The following is a 16,305-nucleotide window of genomic DNA, read 5'->3' as shown; positions in this document are numbered from 1 at the left end:
ATCATGATAGCACATGATTTCAAAAGAGTCGATAGGTATGGAAAAACACAGATTTTTTCGCAATCTTGCTTTTTTATTCCCCCTTCCGTACAGTGGGGCGCCCGGCGAGGTATACTGTTCGTAGAGGTGAGGCAGATGGAATTGACGAACGAAAAATGGCAGGCGATCCTTCATAACGATCCCAGCTATGACAATCAGTTTTTTTACGCTGTCAAAACGACGCGCATTTTTTGCAAACCCTCATGCAAATCCAAACCGCCCAACATCGAAAATGTGCGGATCTTTTCAGATGCAAATCAAGCGTTGGCATCCGGCTTTCGCCCTTGCAAGCGCTGCAAACCGACTGGTCAGCTATTGCCGGACAGCGACTGGGTTGAGCAGATCACCCGCTTCATCGATGCCCACTATTCCGAGAGACTGACCCTGGATAAGCTGGCAGAGATGTGCCATGGCAGCATGTATCACCTGCACCGGACATTCAAACGGATCACTGGAATTACTCCGGTTGCCTACATCCAGCAGAAGAGAATAAGCAAAGCCATGGCGTGTTTGGCTCATACCGATGCACCTGTCGCCGAAATCGCCCGCTCTGTCGGCATCCCCAACACCCCTTATTTCATCACGCTGTTTCGCAAAAGCACCGGGCTAACTCCTACCGCGTTTCGTCAAAACCATCGGGAGCAGCCTGCTGTCTCTACAAATCATTGAAGCTAGCGAGGACAATAAGATGGGTTATGAACGCTTCGCCACATACCCGAAGTCCCTTCTGAATAAAGGTACGGGATTTCTGACCGATTATACCCACTCCCTGAATCCTTATACCGGTTGCTCGTTTGGCTGTTCCTACTGTTATGTGCGCCAGATGCCCGTATCGCTTTTTCATAAAAAAGAATGGGGAACCTGGGTCAACATCAAGCAGGAGGCAGCATCCTTGCTGCGAAAGGAACTTGCGCGCGCCAAGGCGAAAGGACCCGTCACGATTTTTATGTCTTCCAGCACGGACCCTTATCAGCCCGTTGAATACTCCGAGGAGGTGACACGCTCCCTATTGGCGGTCATGGCAGAAGACCCGCCTGATTTTCTACTCGTCCAAACCCGCAGTCCGCTCGTTCGCCGCGACATAGACCTGCTGCGGGAGATGAGGGACCGTGTGCGAGTCAGTTTGACCGTAGAGACGGATCTGGAGGAGATCAAGAGAGCGTTCACGCCAAATGCCCCTCCGATTGCCGCTCGCCTCAAGACTCTTGAACTTCTGGCAGCCGCGGACATTCCGACACAAGCCACCATTGCTCCGGTGCTGCCGAGCAGCGAAGCCTTTGCGCACAAGCTGCGGGCTGTGGTCGACCGGGTGTGCATCGATGACTATTTCATGGGCGACGGCAGCGGCGGCAAAAGAACCAAGAAGCTCGGCATCTCCTCTCTCTATGAGAAGCTGGGCTTGACTGATTGGTATGATCCGTCCGCCTATCGGCTCGTGTACGACAGGCTGACAGAGGTTTTTGCACCAGGGCAAGTGCTTGTCAGCCAGAAAGGCTTCGCTCCTTGACGAAAAAACCAGCCATGCTTTGGCTGGTTTTGGTTTCTTTCAGCGGACATTTTCCATTTTTTCATGCAACACATAACCATCGACGGGAGAGATATAGTAGGGGCTACCTTCACACATGAACTGGTAAAATCGCCCATACTCTCCTGGCGCATCCTCCAATTGGATCGTGTCGACATATTCGACAGTGGTTACCGGCTTTTCATAATACGGAAAGGCCTTCATGTAAACTGCCGCTTCCTCGATGGAGAGCTGGAAGCCTTGCTCCGTCAATTCTTCACGCTGCCTTTCATCCAGCAGCCATTTTCCCTCTTGATTGACGAGCGTGCTGATTTCGTAATAGCCGCTGTTTAATTCATTTGCGAACCACATCGTTTTCACCACGATCCGCTCTGCGTTCTGCTCCAGGATGGTCGTACGCGCATCCAGCGCCCCGGGCTCATAGTGAAACAGGTACAAGGCTGTCAATCCGACCCGCACCTGATAGAATTCCTCCAATTGCTCCTGAGCAATAAAATGGTCTGTCATATCGCCGGACAATTGAATGCGAAATTTTTCAAAAGGGAGTCCGGCGGCTTGAGCCGCTTCCAACCGTTCGAAATAGCGGTTCGAGATCTCAAGCAATCGATTGGCTGCCCACTCCGCGCTTTTTTCCTCATATACCGGGACAGGTGCAGGCCGCTCCTCTGCTGCGGGACTTGGAGAAGGCGCTGTTTCTTGAATATCCGCCCCTTGCTTTACACATCCTATCGTGAAAAAGACAAAGAAGAGTACGGCCAAGGGTATCGCTGCTCTCATGATATCCTCCACGTTTTGAGAAATGGTAGTATCATTCGAGTCTATCATTTTATGGTTGGTCCCGTACAGAAAAAAAGCCCTCGTGGCTGCGAGGGTTGAAAAAGGTTATGAACAGTGTACAGCTGTCATTTTTGCCCAAAATCATGGATCGTATTCTCGCTACCCCACCTATTTTTGAATGGACTGGAGGACACAGATGGAGCATCAAGATTATATTCCCGTCACTTCAATCGACAGCGGTGTTGGGCAGGAGGTCAAGCCCGACATTTACTGCTTTTGCATTCAGGTCGTCAACGTCTGTTTTGTAGGCAATCCGGGAGAAAGGACGGGGTGGTTCCTCGTGGATACCGGGATGCCGAAATCCGCCGATGTTATTTTATCGGAAGCGGAACAGCGATTCGGTGCCGACCATCCCCCTGCCGCCATCCTTTTGACCCATGGACATTTTGACCATGTAGGAGCCGTCCTCGAGCTGTCGCGGCACTGGGATGTACCGGTTTATGCTCACGAAAGGGAACTCCCCTACTTGACGGGTAGATCCCCTTATCCCGAACCCGACCCCACTGTAGAAGGTGGCCTCGTCGCCAAAATGTCCCGCATGTTCCCGAATGAAGCGATCGATCTAGGGGATCGTGTGAAAACATTGCCCTCAGACGGCAGCATTCCGGCCTTGCCCGGATGGCGCTGGATCCATACTCCGGGACATTCCCCCGGACATGTCTCGTTTTTCCGAGACTCCGACCGTACCCTCATCGCCGGAGACGCGTTTATCAACGTTAAGCAGGATTCCCTGTTCAATGTTCTCCTGCAGGCCCAGGAGATCAATGGTCCACCGAGATACTTGACGACTGATTGGCAGGCGGCGCGAGAGTCGGTACGCAAACTGGAAGCCTTGCACCCCTCTGTTGCCGTGACTGGCCATGGGCCCCCTCTGTCTGGCGAGCAGCTCTCTTCAGGCCTTCGTTGGCTTACCGAGCATTTTGATGAGGTCGCCGTTCCCGATTACGGCAAATACAGCCCGGTTCAATCGTAAAAGATGTAGCCAGAAGCTAAAAAGGATAAGCCCTCTTCCGGAGGGCTTATTATTGACGCCTGAAGAAAGCAACCATATAATGGAGCGAAATCCCAATAAATGGAGGATTTCCATGAAAGTCAAACGAATCGTCGCCAATATCGAGACACATAAAATCGATGCAGCAAAACATTTTTATCAGGATGTGCTTGGCATGCAGCTCCTCATGGATCACGGCTGGATTGCTACCTACGGCACGAACGAAAAGATGGATGTCCAGATCAGCTTCGCTTCACAAGGAGGGTCTGATACACCTACTCCTGATCTATCCATTGAAGTGGATGATGTCGATACTGCCCTCGAACACGTGAAAAATGCCGGATATCCGATCGAATACGGACCAGCCGACGAACCTTGGGGAGTTCGACGATTCTTCGTTCGCGATCCATTCGGCAAGCTCGTCAACATTCTTGCCCACATGCCCTCCAAGTAAGCTCCCAATGGGTTCGCCGCGGTTTTCACCTGCTGCCGCCAAAAGGAATAAGTTGCCCTTACCAGCGCACACTAAAGGAAAAATAGAGGATCGCGGGTATGAAAAAATGAATCTATATCGCAGGCTGCATTTCCTTACCTTTTGGGCTGCCACCATTTTTTTGCTGCTATTTGGCATAGGTCCGGGACCCGCTTATGCGGATACGGCGTTGCCGATCGTCGATGAGCAGGGGACCTTCTCCATAGAGATTTATCCTTTAAAACACCAATTAATCGTGCTAAAGCATGGTCAAAAGGTAAAAACGTATACGGTCGCGGTCGGCAACCTGTCCACGCCTACACCTGTCGGGGAATACAAAATCATCTACAAAGGGAAGGATTGGGGTCCTTCCTTTGGTCCGCGATGGTTGGGATTAAATGTTCCGTGGGGAATTTACGGCATACACGGAACCAACAAGCCCTACTCCATCGGACAGCACCTCAGCCATGGCTGCATCCGCATGTACAACCGGGATGTCCTCGAACTGTTCGATATGGTTCCGGTCGGAACAAAAGTAACGATCTACGGGCATATTTTGGGACATCCCAGCCATCACCCGAGGAATTTGGCTGAAGGGGACGTCGGCGGAGATGTGCAGCTGATCCAATCTCGTTTGAAAAGCGCAGGATATTTCCATGGAGATTGCGATGGAAAATTTCGTGCCAGTACCACGGCTGCCCTCAAAAAATTTCAACGCGACCACGGACTGCCGGAGAATGGAGTGGTTTCACTGAGGATGTACCGGGAGTTTGGACTGGTGGAATAACAGAAAAACCGCTTGGGCTTTGAGGCAGCCAAGCGGTTTCAGGCGTTTTTTATAACACTTCTACCCAGTTTTGAATTTCCTTCTTTCGCTGGCCGTCAACATGTACATATCCACACCGCTCATCAGCTACCAAAGCATGAATGCAAACTACATATTTATCTTTATCATCTTTATATAATTCAGCTTGTTGATGGGCCGCTTGCATCGCTTCCTCTAGGGAATCCGTTTGCCATTCAAAATCTTGCACATGATCATCATTCCATGGTGAAAGAAATCGAAAAGTCTTTACAATATAACGTTCATCGTTGCTTTTTTCTGGTGTTCCCATATGAATGCTCCCATATCTATCCATTCGTAACCGGAATGATTGCTATTTCGAAGTCTCCTTCTCCACTTTCGATACCTTCAAGTTGAATTCTCTTTCCTGCTCCTCGATAATGGCTTTATCTTCTTCGTTATCCCTTACTACCTTTTGCGTCAGAATCGCCCCGACTGCGACAAGCAGCATGCATGCGATATAGTACCCTTTCTCATTCAATTGAAGTGAGCTCGCATTGTAAAGACCGATTGAAAACAGAAGTACGCCTGCACCTAAAGTAAAATATGCCAAGAATGTGAAGGCTGCGGTGTTGCGCTTGCGATGCTTTTGTGGATACATCGTAAACCTCCTTATGATTTATTTCTTATTAAGAACGAAAACTCCACATTCTTACATTTTAATATTTTCCCATTTTTTACACAACAAGGCCTTTCGTTCCAGGTCTTTCGTTGCATAAATCAACCGGACAATTGCTCTGATCACACGGCCCTTTTCACAAAAAGCCCAAGCACGAACGGGAAAAGCCAAAAAACTCCCCTTAATGTTCTCCCGGACAACCACTGCGGTTGACCCAAGGAACTTTAAGGGGCACATGTATCCTTCTATTCCCTTCTCGCCTTCACGTTACCGCTTCCTTCTTCCCAAAAAACGTCTTCAACGCCTTATACACCTCACCCTTTTCCCGAATCACGCAATGCATGAATTTGGGCTCCCGGATATGGCGGTAGGCGGACATGAGGGTCGAATGGCGATTATACTGATTGACCTCTCCATATCCGAACATATTGCAGCGCTCCATCAATTCCCTCACCAGCTTGACGCAGCGCTCGTTGTCGGAGGTGAGGTTGTCGCCGTCTGAAAAATGGAACGGGTAAATATTGTACTGCGAGGTCGGATAGCGGCTGTCGATGATCTCCAGCGCTTTTTTGTAAGCAGACGAGCAGATCGTCCCCCCGCTCTCTCCTTTTGAAAAAAAGGTGTCTTCATTCACTTCCTTGGCATCCGTATGGTGGGCGATGAACACAATCTCTACCTTTTCGTACTTCGTGCGCAAGAAGCGGACCATCCAGAAGAAAAAGCTGCGGGCGATGTATTTCTCAAAAACGCCCATCGACCCTGAAGTATCCATCATTGCAATGATGACGGCATTGGAATGGGGCTTGATGATCTCCTCCCAGGTCTTGAAGCGCAAATCATCTTCGCTGATGCCCAGCTCCAGATCGCTGTAGCCGGCCAGTCCGTTGCGGCGGATCGCGGCGATCAGGGTGCGCTTTTTGTCGATGTTGCCCATCAAACCCTTTTTGCGAATATCGTTGAAGCGCGTCTCCTCGACGATGATCTGCTGTTCATCCTTCTGCTCCAGATTGGGCAGCTCCAGCTCGGCGAACAGCATCTCCTGCAATTCCTCTACACTGATCTCTGCCTCGTAGTAATCGATCCCCGGCTGATCCCCGGCTCCCTGCCCTTTGCCGGCTCCCTGCGCCGGGTCGCCGTCCTGGGCGATTACGTCTCCCACTTTGCTGTTGCCTTTGCCCTGGCCGCCGTGCTTCCCTTTGGAAAAATTGAAACGAAGGCGATACTCATCCAGCGAACGGATCGGGATTTTGATGACTTCCCGACCGTTCGACATGATGATGTTTTCTTCACTTACCAGATCTGGCAGGTTCTTTTTGATCGCTTCCTTTACTTTTTCCTGGTGCCGCGTTTGGTCCTGGTACCCTTTGCGGTGCAGCGACCAGTCTTCCCGGGAGACAATGAATGATGTCTCATCTTTCATGGCGTCTCCTCCTAGTAACTGGCGCAACCTGCGCCGAATATGTTTAACGGTTCAGCAGACTGCCGACGTAGCGAAGCAGCTCGTTGGCGCAGACTGGGCAATAATGATGCTCTTCCATGAGGCGTTTGGTCACCTCGTTGATTTTCTTCAGCTGATGCTCATCCGGCGTTTTGTTGGAGGTCGTGATTTTGACCACGTCTTTGAGATCGGCGAACAGCTTTTTCTCGATCGCTTCACGCAGACGGTCGTGTGTGCTGTAATCAAAACGCTTGCCTTTGCGCGCATAGGCCGAGATGCGGATGAGGATTTCTTCGCGGAAGGCGCGCTTGGCGTTTTCCGAGATGCCGATCTGCTCCTCGATGGACCTCATCAGGCGCTCGTCTGGGTCCATCTCCTCGCCAGTCACCGGATCGCGGAGTTTGTTCATATTGCAGTACGCCTCGACGTTGTCCAGATAGTTATCCATGAGCGTCTTGGCGGATTCCTCGTAGCTGTAGACAAATGCCTTCTGCACTTCCTTCTTGGCCAGCTCGTCGTACTCCTTGCGCGCGATGGAGATGAAATTCATATAGCGCTCGCGCTGTTCCTTGGTAATCGATGGATGCTGGTCGAAGCCTTCCTTGAGTGCGCGCAGGATATCCAGCGCATTGATGCACTCCGTATCCCGGCGAATCAAGGCACTGGAAATGCGGTTGATGACATAGCGCGGGTCGATTCCCGACATGCCTTCATCCGCGTGCTCGTTGCGCAGCTCTTCCAGATCCGAACCTTTGAAGCCCTCTACCGATTCCCCATCGTAGAGGCGCATCTTTTTCAACAGATCCGCCCCTTGCTTCTTCGACTCCTTCAGCCGCGTCAGGATTGAGAAAATGGCTGCGGAGCGAAGCGCGTGCGGCGCGATATGCACATGTCCCAGATCGGATTGCTTGATCAGCTTGGAGTAGATTTTTTCCTCGTCGCTGACCCGCAGGTTGTACGGGATCGGCATGACGATAATCCGCGACTGCAGGGCTTCGTTCTTTTTATTGGCGATAAAGGCTTTGTACTCCGATTCGTTCGTATGCGCGACGATCAGCTCATCTGCGGAAATCAAGGCAAATCGGCCCGCCTTGAAATTTCCTTCCTGGGTAAGCGACAAAAGGTGCCAGAGGAACTTCTCATCGCACTTCAGCATCTCCTGGAACTCCATCAACCCGCGGTTTGCCTTGTTCAACTCGCCATCGAAGCGGTAGGCACGCGGGTCGGATTCGGAACCGTACTTGGTAATGGTAGAAAAGTCGATGCTCCCCGTCAGATCGGCGATGTCCTGCGACTTCGGATCGGACGGACTGAACGTCCCGATCCCGACACGCTGGGACTCGGAGAACAAGATGCGGCGAACAGGGAAATTCTCAATGCAGCCGCCGAACTCCTGCTCCAGTCTCATCCGGTTGTAGGGCGTCAGCTCACCCTCGATTTTGACACCCAGCTCTTCCTCTATCTCCGGCCTCAGATCATGAGGGATCAAATGCAGCGGCTCTTCCTGCATCGGGCAGCCGTCCAGCGCATAGATCGCTCCCTCATCCGTCCGCGAGTATTCCTCCAACCCCCGCTTCAGCATGGTGACCAGCGTCGATTTACCGCCGCTTACTGGTCCCATCAAAAGCAGAATTCGCTTGCGCACATCGAGCCGGCGGGCAGCGGAGTGAAAATACTCCTCCACCAGTCGTTCAATAGAGCGATCCAATCCATAAATTTCTCGACTGAAGAATTGATACGAACGAGAGCCGTCTTCATTTTCCTCGACGCCGGCGCTTTTAATCATGTTGTAGACGCGTGAGTGAGCAGTCTGGGCTATTTGTGGATTCTGGCGCACCAATTCCAGATATTCGGCAAAAGTCCCTCTCCACATGAGCTTTTCTTCTCGGGCCCGGTGTTGCGCTATTCGTTTTAAAATATCCATGCTCGTCACTCCTCCCTCATAAGCCCCTCTCTCTTCCCCCAAACGACAATGTACTTTCATGTATATGTCCGCTGGCGGTTGCACATTCACTTACACCTGTTTTCTTGCACGCTTCAGGCCATCTAGCCTTTTCATATGTGTATGCAAGCCGTCGTCGCAAGTTTCGGATTACTTCTCTGAATCTTGTATGGAGTTTTGTCGAACTTTGCTTAGGACGCCTTGTTAGCCCGTTTGCAAACAGGGCAAGCTACGCTATAATGGGAGGGAGTTTTTACGAAAGGAGCAGTCCAACATGGGTACGTTTATCGTAGGGTTGGTCTTTGCCGCGTTTTTGTTCTTCATTCTTACAGCAGGTTATAACAAAGACAAAACCTGGAACCTGTAAGACGGGCGCAAGCGCAACCGGCTTGCATCGCTCCCAGTAAAAAAGCAGGCTGCCTCATCGGGCAACCTGCTTTTTTCATTTATTCTTTGTGTCGGCTCAGCCGGCAAAAACCCCGCTTCTTCCACTGATCGCCTGATGCAGCTCCTCCAGCGTTCCCTTTTGATCCACCGGGTACGAAGGCTCTCCGCGATCCTCCATCCAGTTGGTGACGAGGAAGGTTTTCATGCCTACCTTCGACGCAACCATATCCTCCTGCATGTGATTGCCGACCATGACACACTCGGACGGCTCAACACCCAGTTTTTTACAAATCTCTAGGTAGTAGCCCGGATTTGGTTTGGTAAAATGCGATTCCTCGTACACCGTCACCAATTCAAATTCCTCAGGATCCATTCCGATCCAGGCCAGTCGATGGTGGATGGCATCGCGCGGGAAAACCGGATTGGTGGCGACCGCGACGCGGAAGCCTTGTGCCTTGGCTCCTGCTATGATTTGCTTCGCCCATGGCGACGGATGCGTATGCTCGACCAGCTTGGGGAACTCGTCGCGATAAAAGGCGTCGAAAATGGGCCAGATCTCCTCGATATTCCATTCGCCATGCTCCCTGAAATACTCGATAAATACCTGCTCATTTGTCTTGTCTGCTTCTTGGCTTGTGATCATCGCTTTGGTCGCGTCCCAGATCAGGGCGATCAGCTTTTTCGTGTCACAGGCATCTCCTACGTAGCGGCCCAGGGCTCTCAAATACTGTTCAATAAAAGGCTCCGTCTGCATCTCCAGCAAAGTGCCGTCCAAATCAAACAAAATCGTATTGACGCTCATGTTCGTTTCCCCTTTCATGTCAGGACTTGTCCTGGTCATTGGCTACGATAATCCGGGAAATCCCAGTTGCCGCAAGCCCTCGAACAATACAATCGCCGCACAGTTCGATAAATTGACGGAGCGAGTAGCGCCGCTCATCGGGATGCGAATAGTCTGCTCCCGATAACGGTTCGTCAATTCCTCGGGCAAGCCTGTCGTCTCTTTGCCCAGGATGATGTAGTCGCCGTCCCGGAACGTAACGTCTGTATACAGCTTCTCTCCCCAGGTCTCCACGAAGTAAAATGTCCCCGCTTCGCTTCCCTGCACCTCGGCAAAATGCTCAAAAGAATCGTAATGGTGAACCTGCACGGCGTGCCAATAATCCAGGCCTGCCCGTTTCAGATAACGGTCTTCCGTCGAAAAGCCCAACGGGTGAATCAAGTGTAGGTGAGCCCCTGTCGCTGCGCAGGAACGAGCGATATTTCCCGTATTGGCAGGGATGAGCGGCTCATGCAAAACAATATGTAGCGGCATGTCAGCACTATCTCCTTGGTATCCGAGCTGGTAAACAACCTCTATTATACCTAAACGCAGCTTTGAAAAGCCACCTTAGAACATTGTGGTCCACCAGCTGCAGTGGAGAGGAGGAAAAAGAGGACACGCTTCAGTCCCCTTTTTCCTCAGCCAGCTACTACTGGTCCTCCCGCTTTATTTGCGGGCTTCTCGAGAGGTTTTTATAAAAAAATGACTTAAATCTTGGTGTTTTCAAATAAAAAATCCCCGCATACACGGGGAAGCATTACATAGTCTAATAGCTATCTGGCTGCCCAAGTCCCTTTCCACTCCGCCAAGGCATTGTTGATCAAGGCGGCATGATTGTGGACTACTTCCTCCGTGGAGCCTGCGATATGAGGCGTAGCCAGGACATTTTCCAGGCGGATCAGGCGCATGTCTTGTTCTTCTGGCGGCTCATGATCAAATACATCGAGTACAGCACCGCGTATTTTTTTGCTTTCAAGGATGTCAATTAGCGCTTCGGTATCGACGACAGATGCCCGAGATGTGTTCACAAATAGTGAATCCTGTGGAAGCAGCTCAACCAACTCTCTGCTGATCAAGCGTTTCGTCTCGGGCGTGGAAGGCAGATGGACCGACACGATCTCGTTTGCCGAAAAGATCTCTTGCAAAGATGCAGGCTTGTATTGCGGAAAATCCTCGGCCGATACATACGGGTCAAAATACGAAATATCGCAGGAGAATGCCTCAAAAAGTCTAGCTGCACGTCGACCAACTGCGCCCAATCCTACAATGCCGACCTTCTTTTCAGAGAGCTGCTGGCCGCGGAATTCCTTGTACGGGTAGAGCCAGTCCGTCCAATTGCCTTCTTTCAGCCATTTTTCACTTCGGCTCGCATGCCGGTAAAAGCTGATGACATTCCCGATCAATAGCTCAGCCACTGCCTGAATATTGCGTGTTGGTGCAGTAATGAGCGGGATACCCTGTTCTCGCAACGCTTGAACATCAATATTCGAAGGGGTAGCCCGGCAGATGGCCACAAATCGCGGCTTGGGTTCCCAGACATTGATTACATCCTGGGTTAATTCATCCAATTCGGTGATGAGCGCATCCGCCTGTGTTTCTTTGATCAACGCTGTCAGTTCAGCTGCCGTATAAGCAGCGCCACGGTCGATCCAAGGCTGGTAGATGACCGTTCCGAACCAGCTTTCCAGCTCAGTCAACCTGGCAACGGGATACGGGGCTGTGACAAGAATTCGCATGCTGTGCTCACTCCTGTCCGACCAGATAGCGTTCCAGTGCTTCGATCCCTTGCTGCTCATCCGGCCCCTCTGCAATCAACACAACTTCTTCGCCTTCTTCTACTGCCAAGGTCAGAACGTTGATAATGCTTTTGGCGTTTACCAGGTTTTCGCCCTTCCCGATTCGGATATCACTCTCAAAGGAAGACGCCGACTTTACAAATTGGCTAGCCGGTCTGGCGTGAAGACCCTGCTGCAACGCAACGACTACTTTTCTCTCCAGCATGTGATTAACTCCTCTCCTTTTTCAAACCAAATCTGTTCACACATTGTAACCACAAATCATTTATCCTGTAAATCATATAATTCATATTTGACTGATCGGATTTATTTGTTTTAATATGTACACAGTCAAAAGAAAGGGATGATACCTGTGAGAACACTGAATATCTTGACAGTTTGCGGTTCAGGCACGATCAGCTCCACAATGGTGGCGCAAAAATTAAAGGAGGCTCTGGCAGCAGACGGAATCAGCATCACCACCACAGAAGTAAAGCCGACGCAAGTGTTGGGACATGTGGAGCAAGGCAACTATGATTTTGTGGTCAATACTACGCCCGTTTCCGGCAATATTCCGATCCCGGTGATTAATGGCGTCGGCTTTCTGACCGGTTTGGAAGAAGAAGAATTTTTGGAAGAGGTGCGTCAGGTCATCTCCCGGATTCTGAACAACGAAGCGAACTAATTTTTCTCTCGAGAGGAGCAGACCTCATGTTTCTTCAAACCTTGAAGGAGATTTTTGATACGTTTGGCGCCCCCATATTTGTTCCGGTCGTCATCTTCATCATCTCCCTGGCGTTGAAAGTTGAGATCAAAAAAGCATTGTACTCCGCGCTGTATGCCGGTATCGGTTTATTCGGATTCAACCTGTTGATTAATGCCTTTATCCCGATCATTATGCCCGTCGTCGAAAATATGGTGAAAAGCACAGGGGTCAGCCTGCCCGTCTTTGACATCGGGTGGCAAGCTACGGCAATCGTCGCTTACTCCACCAAAGTCGGCATGATTTTTCTTGGACTGGCGCTGGTCCTGCAAATTTTTCTGTTCTTCGTCAAATGGACGAACATCTTCCAGCCCGGTGATTTGTGGAACAACTACTCGTACATGGTGTGGGGTTCGATGGTCTATCTGATCACAGACAGCATGTTCCTGTCCATCTCCTGCATGATCGTACTGAATCTTTACAGCCTTTTGTTTTCGGAACTGTTTGCAAAAAGATGGTCTACCTATTTCCAGTATCCGCGCGTGACGATTGTCCAGCTTCACCACGTGGGAAGCGTTCCTTTTGCTCTCGCGGGAAACTGGGTGCTGAACAAGCTGGTTGGCAATAAAATCAACCTCAGCCCGGAAGCGCTGCAAAAAAGACTGGGAATCTTCGGGGAGCCCATCTCTCTGGGCTTGATCCTGGGCCTCTTGCTCGGCCTGCTGGGGAACCTGAACAATCTCGGGACGATGGCAGCCTGGGGGCAAATAGCCACGGTAGGGATCGCCACAAGTGCCGTTATGGTGATCTTCCCCAAGGTATCCGGGATCTTTGCCCAAGCGTTCCTGCCGCTCACCGAGACAGCCAAGAAAAGTCTGAAGAAATCCAATTCTGCGTCAACGGACAAATCCCGGGAATGGTACCTGGGTGTCAATGACGCGATGGGGTATGGGGAAACCGCGACGCTTACAACAGGAATTTTGCTGATTCCCATCATGGTTGTTCTGGCGCTCATTCTTCCCGGCAACGAAGCATTGCCGCTGGTCGACTTGATTGCCCTGCCGTTCATGATTCAAGCTACCGTGGCGATTACCAACGGGAATATTTTCAAATCGGTCATTATCGGCGCAGTTTGGTTCAGCATCGGACTGTATGTGATTACGTTCACCGCCCCTCTCTTTACTGAAGTAGCGAAGGGCGTCGGCGTGACGATCCCTGCCGAGACCTTGTTGATCACGAGCTTCGGCATTTTGACCTCTCCCGTATCCGCCTTGATCTTCCTGGCGTTCCTTTCCCAGTCCTGGCTGTGGATCGGGCTTGTACTGGTGATCTATTTTGCAGCTTATATCCTGTTCAAGAAGAATAAAGGCGCCATCACCGACTACATCGAGCGCAGCGCTTTACTGGATGGCGACCGCACGAAAAAAGACGAGAATCCGGAAAAAGGGACTGTCAGCGCCATCGGTCAGTAGCTCTGGTCGCCGCTTTTCCTTCGATCTGCAAAAAAGGAGCGTTTTTCATGATCCGTCCTGAATTTGTCGTACTTCAATCGCAAGCAAGCAGTGCAGAAGAAGTCATTCGCGAGTTGAGCGAGCTTTTTCTCCGCCACCAGATCGTAAAAGAAAGCTATCCTGAAGCCGTACTAAATCGCGAACGGGAATATCCTACGGCACTGCCTGGCAAAGGATTCTTTGTGGCTATTCCCCATACAGACAGCAGCCATGTGCTCGAATCCGGCATTGCCGTTGCAACCCTGCAGACTCCTGTACGTTTTGGCTTGATGAGCGATCCTGACAAACTGGTTGACGTTTCCCTGGTCTTTTTGCTCGCCGTTGCGGATCCTCGCGAACATTTGGCTCTGCTCAAGCGTCTCATGGAAATCTTGAGCGATACCGAGCGATTGCAAAAGGTACTAGGAGCGTCTTCTGCCGATGAAGTGTTGGATGTCATGCAGACAAGCATTGCGTAAATAAGGCTAAAAAACCTGCCGTCCTTCGGTAAAGCGAATGGATGCGGCAGGTCTTTTTATTTTTTGACCAATAGTGCTGTAACGAAAAGGCTCGCTGCTGCATCTAAGGGAAAATGCCTTCGGGTTGAATGAGGAGTTGAATGGCAGATGGCACGATCGCTTGCCTTTCGTCTTGTCACACATCTGGTCAGTCTGATCTTCATAGCTTTGACCATGCGTTGGATGTGGGGTGATTACGCATCATTTCCCCCCATGGAGGCCACCAGTATGATCATGGGGTACGTCTCTTTTCTCTTAATCGGCTTGACGCTTTTGATCGGTCCCTTGTCCGCATGGCTGCCCTCCCGCTTTGGCGCAGCTTGCCTGTCCATTCGCCGCGATCTGGGAATCTGGGCTGGAATCACCGCAATAACCCACGTCATTTTGGTCTTGATTCTTTTCTCGGGAGTGCCTCGGCTGATGATCCTGCAGAGCAATGCGGATAGCCCCCGTTCAGGCTGGCTTGGCCTCTTTTTCCAGAATTACGAATCCTTCTACGGGTGGCCAATGCCTCGCTTGTCGCTGATTGGGGTAGCGAACTATCTGGGACTGATTTCGGTTTTGTACGTCATCAGCTTGCTTTTCACCTCTTCGGATGCAGCGAAAAAATGGTTGGGTGGCTCCACGTGGAAACGGCTCCATTTGGCGAATCCGTTCATCTTCATTCTCGTTGTCGTACATGGATTGATCTATATCCAATCCATCAAAGGCGAGCCACACACCCTATCCGACATCCTGCTTTTTGCCTTCGCGGTCTGGATCGTCCGCGTCATCACGTTCTGGCGCGCGGTGTGGAACCGTAGACGCTGACTTTGCAGGCCCTATACCCCTTGGATATGAAAAAACGCATAGCGAATCTGAGGGGTGTAGGCGGTCGAATCCTCATAAGCCCAGTAACGCAACCTGCTGTCCGTCGTATGGGCATTGACCAGCGGCATGTTGTCCCAATCCTTGGCGACAACAATCGTATTGTGCTGGAAGCGTCCGTCTCCGTTGAAGTCATAGCAAATGATATCACCTGGCACCAGTTCTTCAGGCGAGTTGACTGTAACTGCCCGCATCGGCTCTCTGCCTGATTTGAGCAGCAGATACAAGCTGTGCGCTACCGACCAGCTATAGCTCCACTCGCTGCCTTTTCCCGTCCGAATCCACCAGCCCTTGGTCTTCTCTTTGGAAAAAAGCATCGGGATTCCCCCGGCATGCAGACATTGCGAGATAAAGTTGGTGCAGTCGTCATTGAAACGGGGATAGACCGGATTGGTCGTATTCCAGTATCGCTCAGCGTACTCTACCGCTTTGCGGGCATTGTACCCTTTGGCACCATACACTACCATGAGCGGTTTGGCGGCTGTCTCCTCTTCCTGGACAGCTGCTTCCCGCTCCTCTTTATTTGCCTCCCTACTCGCTGCTTTTACGTCCCCCTCCCATTCACGCGTTTCGGCGATGACCCACGAATCATGGTCTACCTTGTTCAAGCGCAGCGTCATCACACGGGAGCTTGCCTCTTCATGCCGCTGATTTCCGATCCGGTAATGGCGCGCTCCCCGCCAGACCAGACTGATCTCCAGCGTTTTTTCCGTCTCCATCCAGCACAATGGTATAACCCGTCCGCTCACAGCATAGATTTGCGCCCCTCGGCTTACTGTCTGACTGTATTCTCGTGTCAGACGCTCCCACTCTCCCGTCTTGTCTTGTCCCTCTTTGCTAAAAAATGATGCTAATCGTTCTATTTTGCCGTCCATCCACGACCAATGAACAGCATCGAAATACTTTTGGATAAATCCCTTCCAGTCCATCTTCTGCTTCCCCTCTCCTTTCTGATTCGCATTCCGCCTGTCTTTTGCCGTGAATCATGCGGCTTCCGTCTGCTTTCATAGCAGAATATGTAAGGGAAAAGCCTTT

Annotated in this window: 19 protein-coding genes; 9 read left to right on the top strand and 10 right to left on the bottom strand. The window is 51.0% G+C overall.

The features are described from left to right. Window positions 1-135: 135 nt before the first annotated feature. Window positions 136-708 carry a bifunctional transcriptional activator/DNA repair enzyme AdaA gene (locus EDM58_RS02965; protein WP_122912018.1) on the top strand — a complete coding sequence of 191 codons (573 nt, stop codon included), beginning with the start codon at window positions 136-138 and terminating at the stop codon, window positions 706-708. Window positions 709-727: 19 nt separating this feature from the next. Next, window positions 728-1,546, top strand: coding sequence for an SPL family radical SAM protein (locus tag EDM58_RS02960; protein WP_122912017.1), 819 nt, complete (start codon window positions 728-730; stop codon window positions 1,544-1,546). Between the two features lie 39 nt (window positions 1,547-1,585). Here EDM58_RS02960 and EDM58_RS02955 read toward each other — a convergent pair whose 3' ends face one another. Continuing rightward, complete coding sequence (locus EDM58_RS02955; protein WP_122912016.1) at window positions 1,586-2,341, bottom strand: hypothetical protein; 756 nt, start codon at window positions 2,339-2,341, stop codon at window positions 1,586-1,588. A gap of 196 nt (window positions 2,342-2,537) precedes the next feature. On the opposite strand from EDM58_RS02955, the gene EDM58_RS02950 reads away from it, so the two are divergent. The 3 genes from EDM58_RS02950 to EDM58_RS02940 all read left to right on the top strand — a co-directional run bounded on the left by EDM58_RS02950 (window position 2,538) and on the right by EDM58_RS02940 (window position 4,651). Beyond that, entirely contained in the window at window positions 2,538-3,374 is an 837-nt protein-coding gene (locus tag EDM58_RS02950; RefSeq protein ID WP_425455596.1) for an MBL fold metallo-hydrolase, read from the top strand. A gap of 112 nt (window positions 3,375-3,486) precedes the next feature. Further along, entirely contained in the window at window positions 3,487-3,846 is a 360-nt protein-coding gene (locus EDM58_RS02945; RefSeq protein ID WP_122912014.1) for a VOC family protein, read from the top strand. 106 nt (window positions 3,847-3,952) lie between these two features. Continuing rightward, window positions 3,953-4,651, top strand: coding sequence for a L,D-transpeptidase family protein (locus tag EDM58_RS02940; RefSeq protein ID WP_122912013.1), 699 nt, complete (start codon window positions 3,953-3,955; stop codon window positions 4,649-4,651). 49 nt (window positions 4,652-4,700) lie between these two features. Here the strand turns inward: EDM58_RS02940 and EDM58_RS02935 are convergent, their stop codons facing one another. From EDM58_RS02935 to EDM58_RS02895, 8 genes are all read right to left on the bottom strand, one after another. Continuing rightward, window positions 4,701-4,979 (bottom strand): hypothetical protein, encoded by a 279-nt coding sequence (locus EDM58_RS02935; RefSeq protein WP_122912012.1) that lies wholly within the window; start codon window positions 4,977-4,979, stop codon window positions 4,701-4,703. 42 nt (window positions 4,980-5,021) lie between these two features. Continuing rightward, window positions 5,022-5,309, bottom strand: a complete 288-nt coding sequence (locus EDM58_RS02930; RefSeq protein ID WP_122912011.1) for a YiaA/YiaB family inner membrane protein — start codon at window positions 5,307-5,309, stop codon at window positions 5,022-5,024. Between the two features lie 280 nt (window positions 5,310-5,589). Next, the gene (gene yhbH / locus EDM58_RS02920; RefSeq protein WP_122912009.1) at window positions 5,590-6,747 is read right to left on the bottom strand and encodes a sporulation protein YhbH; all 1,158 of its coding nucleotides are present in this window, start codon (window positions 6,745-6,747) and stop codon (window positions 5,590-5,592) included. Window positions 6,748-6,790: 43 nt separating this feature from the next. After that, a complete protein-coding gene (locus tag EDM58_RS02915; protein WP_023556115.1) occupies window positions 6,791-8,689 on the bottom strand; it encodes a PrkA family serine protein kinase in 1,899 nt (632 codons plus the stop codon). 481 nt (window positions 8,690-9,170) lie between these two features. After that, window positions 9,171-9,896 (bottom strand): HAD family hydrolase, encoded by a 726-nt coding sequence (locus tag EDM58_RS02910; RefSeq protein WP_122912008.1) that lies wholly within the window; start codon window positions 9,894-9,896, stop codon window positions 9,171-9,173. 42 nt (window positions 9,897-9,938) lie between these two features. Beyond that, window positions 9,939-10,409 (bottom strand): tRNA (uridine(34)/cytosine(34)/5-carboxymethylaminomethyluridine(34)-2'-O)-methyltransferase TrmL, encoded by a 471-nt coding sequence (trmL, locus tag EDM58_RS02905; protein ID WP_122912007.1) that lies wholly within the window; start codon window positions 10,407-10,409, stop codon window positions 9,939-9,941. 281 nt (window positions 10,410-10,690) lie between these two features. Continuing rightward, window positions 10,691-11,653 (bottom strand): NAD(P)-dependent oxidoreductase, encoded by a 963-nt coding sequence (locus EDM58_RS02900; RefSeq protein ID WP_122912006.1) that lies wholly within the window; start codon window positions 11,651-11,653, stop codon window positions 10,691-10,693. Window positions 11,654-11,660: 7 nt separating this feature from the next. Next, on the bottom strand, window positions 11,661-11,918 hold the full coding sequence (locus EDM58_RS02895) for an HPr family phosphocarrier protein (protein ID WP_122912005.1): 258 nt from the start codon (window positions 11,916-11,918) through the stop codon (window positions 11,661-11,663). Window positions 11,919-12,056: 138 nt separating this feature from the next. Between EDM58_RS02895 and EDM58_RS02890 the strand changes: the two genes are divergently transcribed. From EDM58_RS02890 to EDM58_RS02875, 4 genes are all read left to right on the top strand, one after another. After that, window positions 12,057-12,377: a PTS sugar transporter subunit IIB gene (locus tag EDM58_RS02890; protein ID WP_246000510.1), complete on the top strand. Its 321-nt coding sequence runs from the start codon at window positions 12,057-12,059 to the stop codon at window positions 12,375-12,377. Window positions 12,378-12,403: 26 nt separating this feature from the next. Next, window positions 12,404-13,867 (top strand): PTS galactitol transporter subunit IIC, encoded by a 1,464-nt coding sequence (locus EDM58_RS02885; RefSeq protein WP_122912003.1) that lies wholly within the window; start codon window positions 12,404-12,406, stop codon window positions 13,865-13,867. 47 nt (window positions 13,868-13,914) lie between these two features. Then, a complete protein-coding gene (locus tag EDM58_RS02880; RefSeq protein ID WP_122912002.1) occupies window positions 13,915-14,364 on the top strand; it encodes a PTS sugar transporter subunit IIA in 450 nt (149 codons plus the stop codon). Window positions 14,365-14,511: 147 nt separating this feature from the next. Further along, entirely contained in the window at window positions 14,512-15,213 is a 702-nt protein-coding gene (locus tag EDM58_RS02875; protein ID WP_122912001.1) for a ferric reductase-like transmembrane domain-containing protein, read from the top strand. Between the two features lie 11 nt (window positions 15,214-15,224). On the opposite strand, the gene EDM58_RS02870 is transcribed toward EDM58_RS02875, so the two are convergent. Beyond that, a complete protein-coding gene (locus tag EDM58_RS02870; RefSeq protein WP_122912000.1) occupies window positions 15,225-16,199 on the bottom strand; it encodes an amidase domain-containing protein in 975 nt (324 codons plus the stop codon). Window positions 16,200-16,305: the final 106 nt, after the last annotated feature.

This window comes from Brevibacillus panacihumi (genome assembly GCF_003710985.1).
Classification (GTDB): Bacteria; Bacillota; Bacilli; order Brevibacillales; family Brevibacillaceae; genus Brevibacillus; species Brevibacillus panacihumi.
The sequence above is the reverse complement of the archived record's forward strand: the minus strand, read 5'-3'. Positions and strand labels throughout refer to the sequence as shown.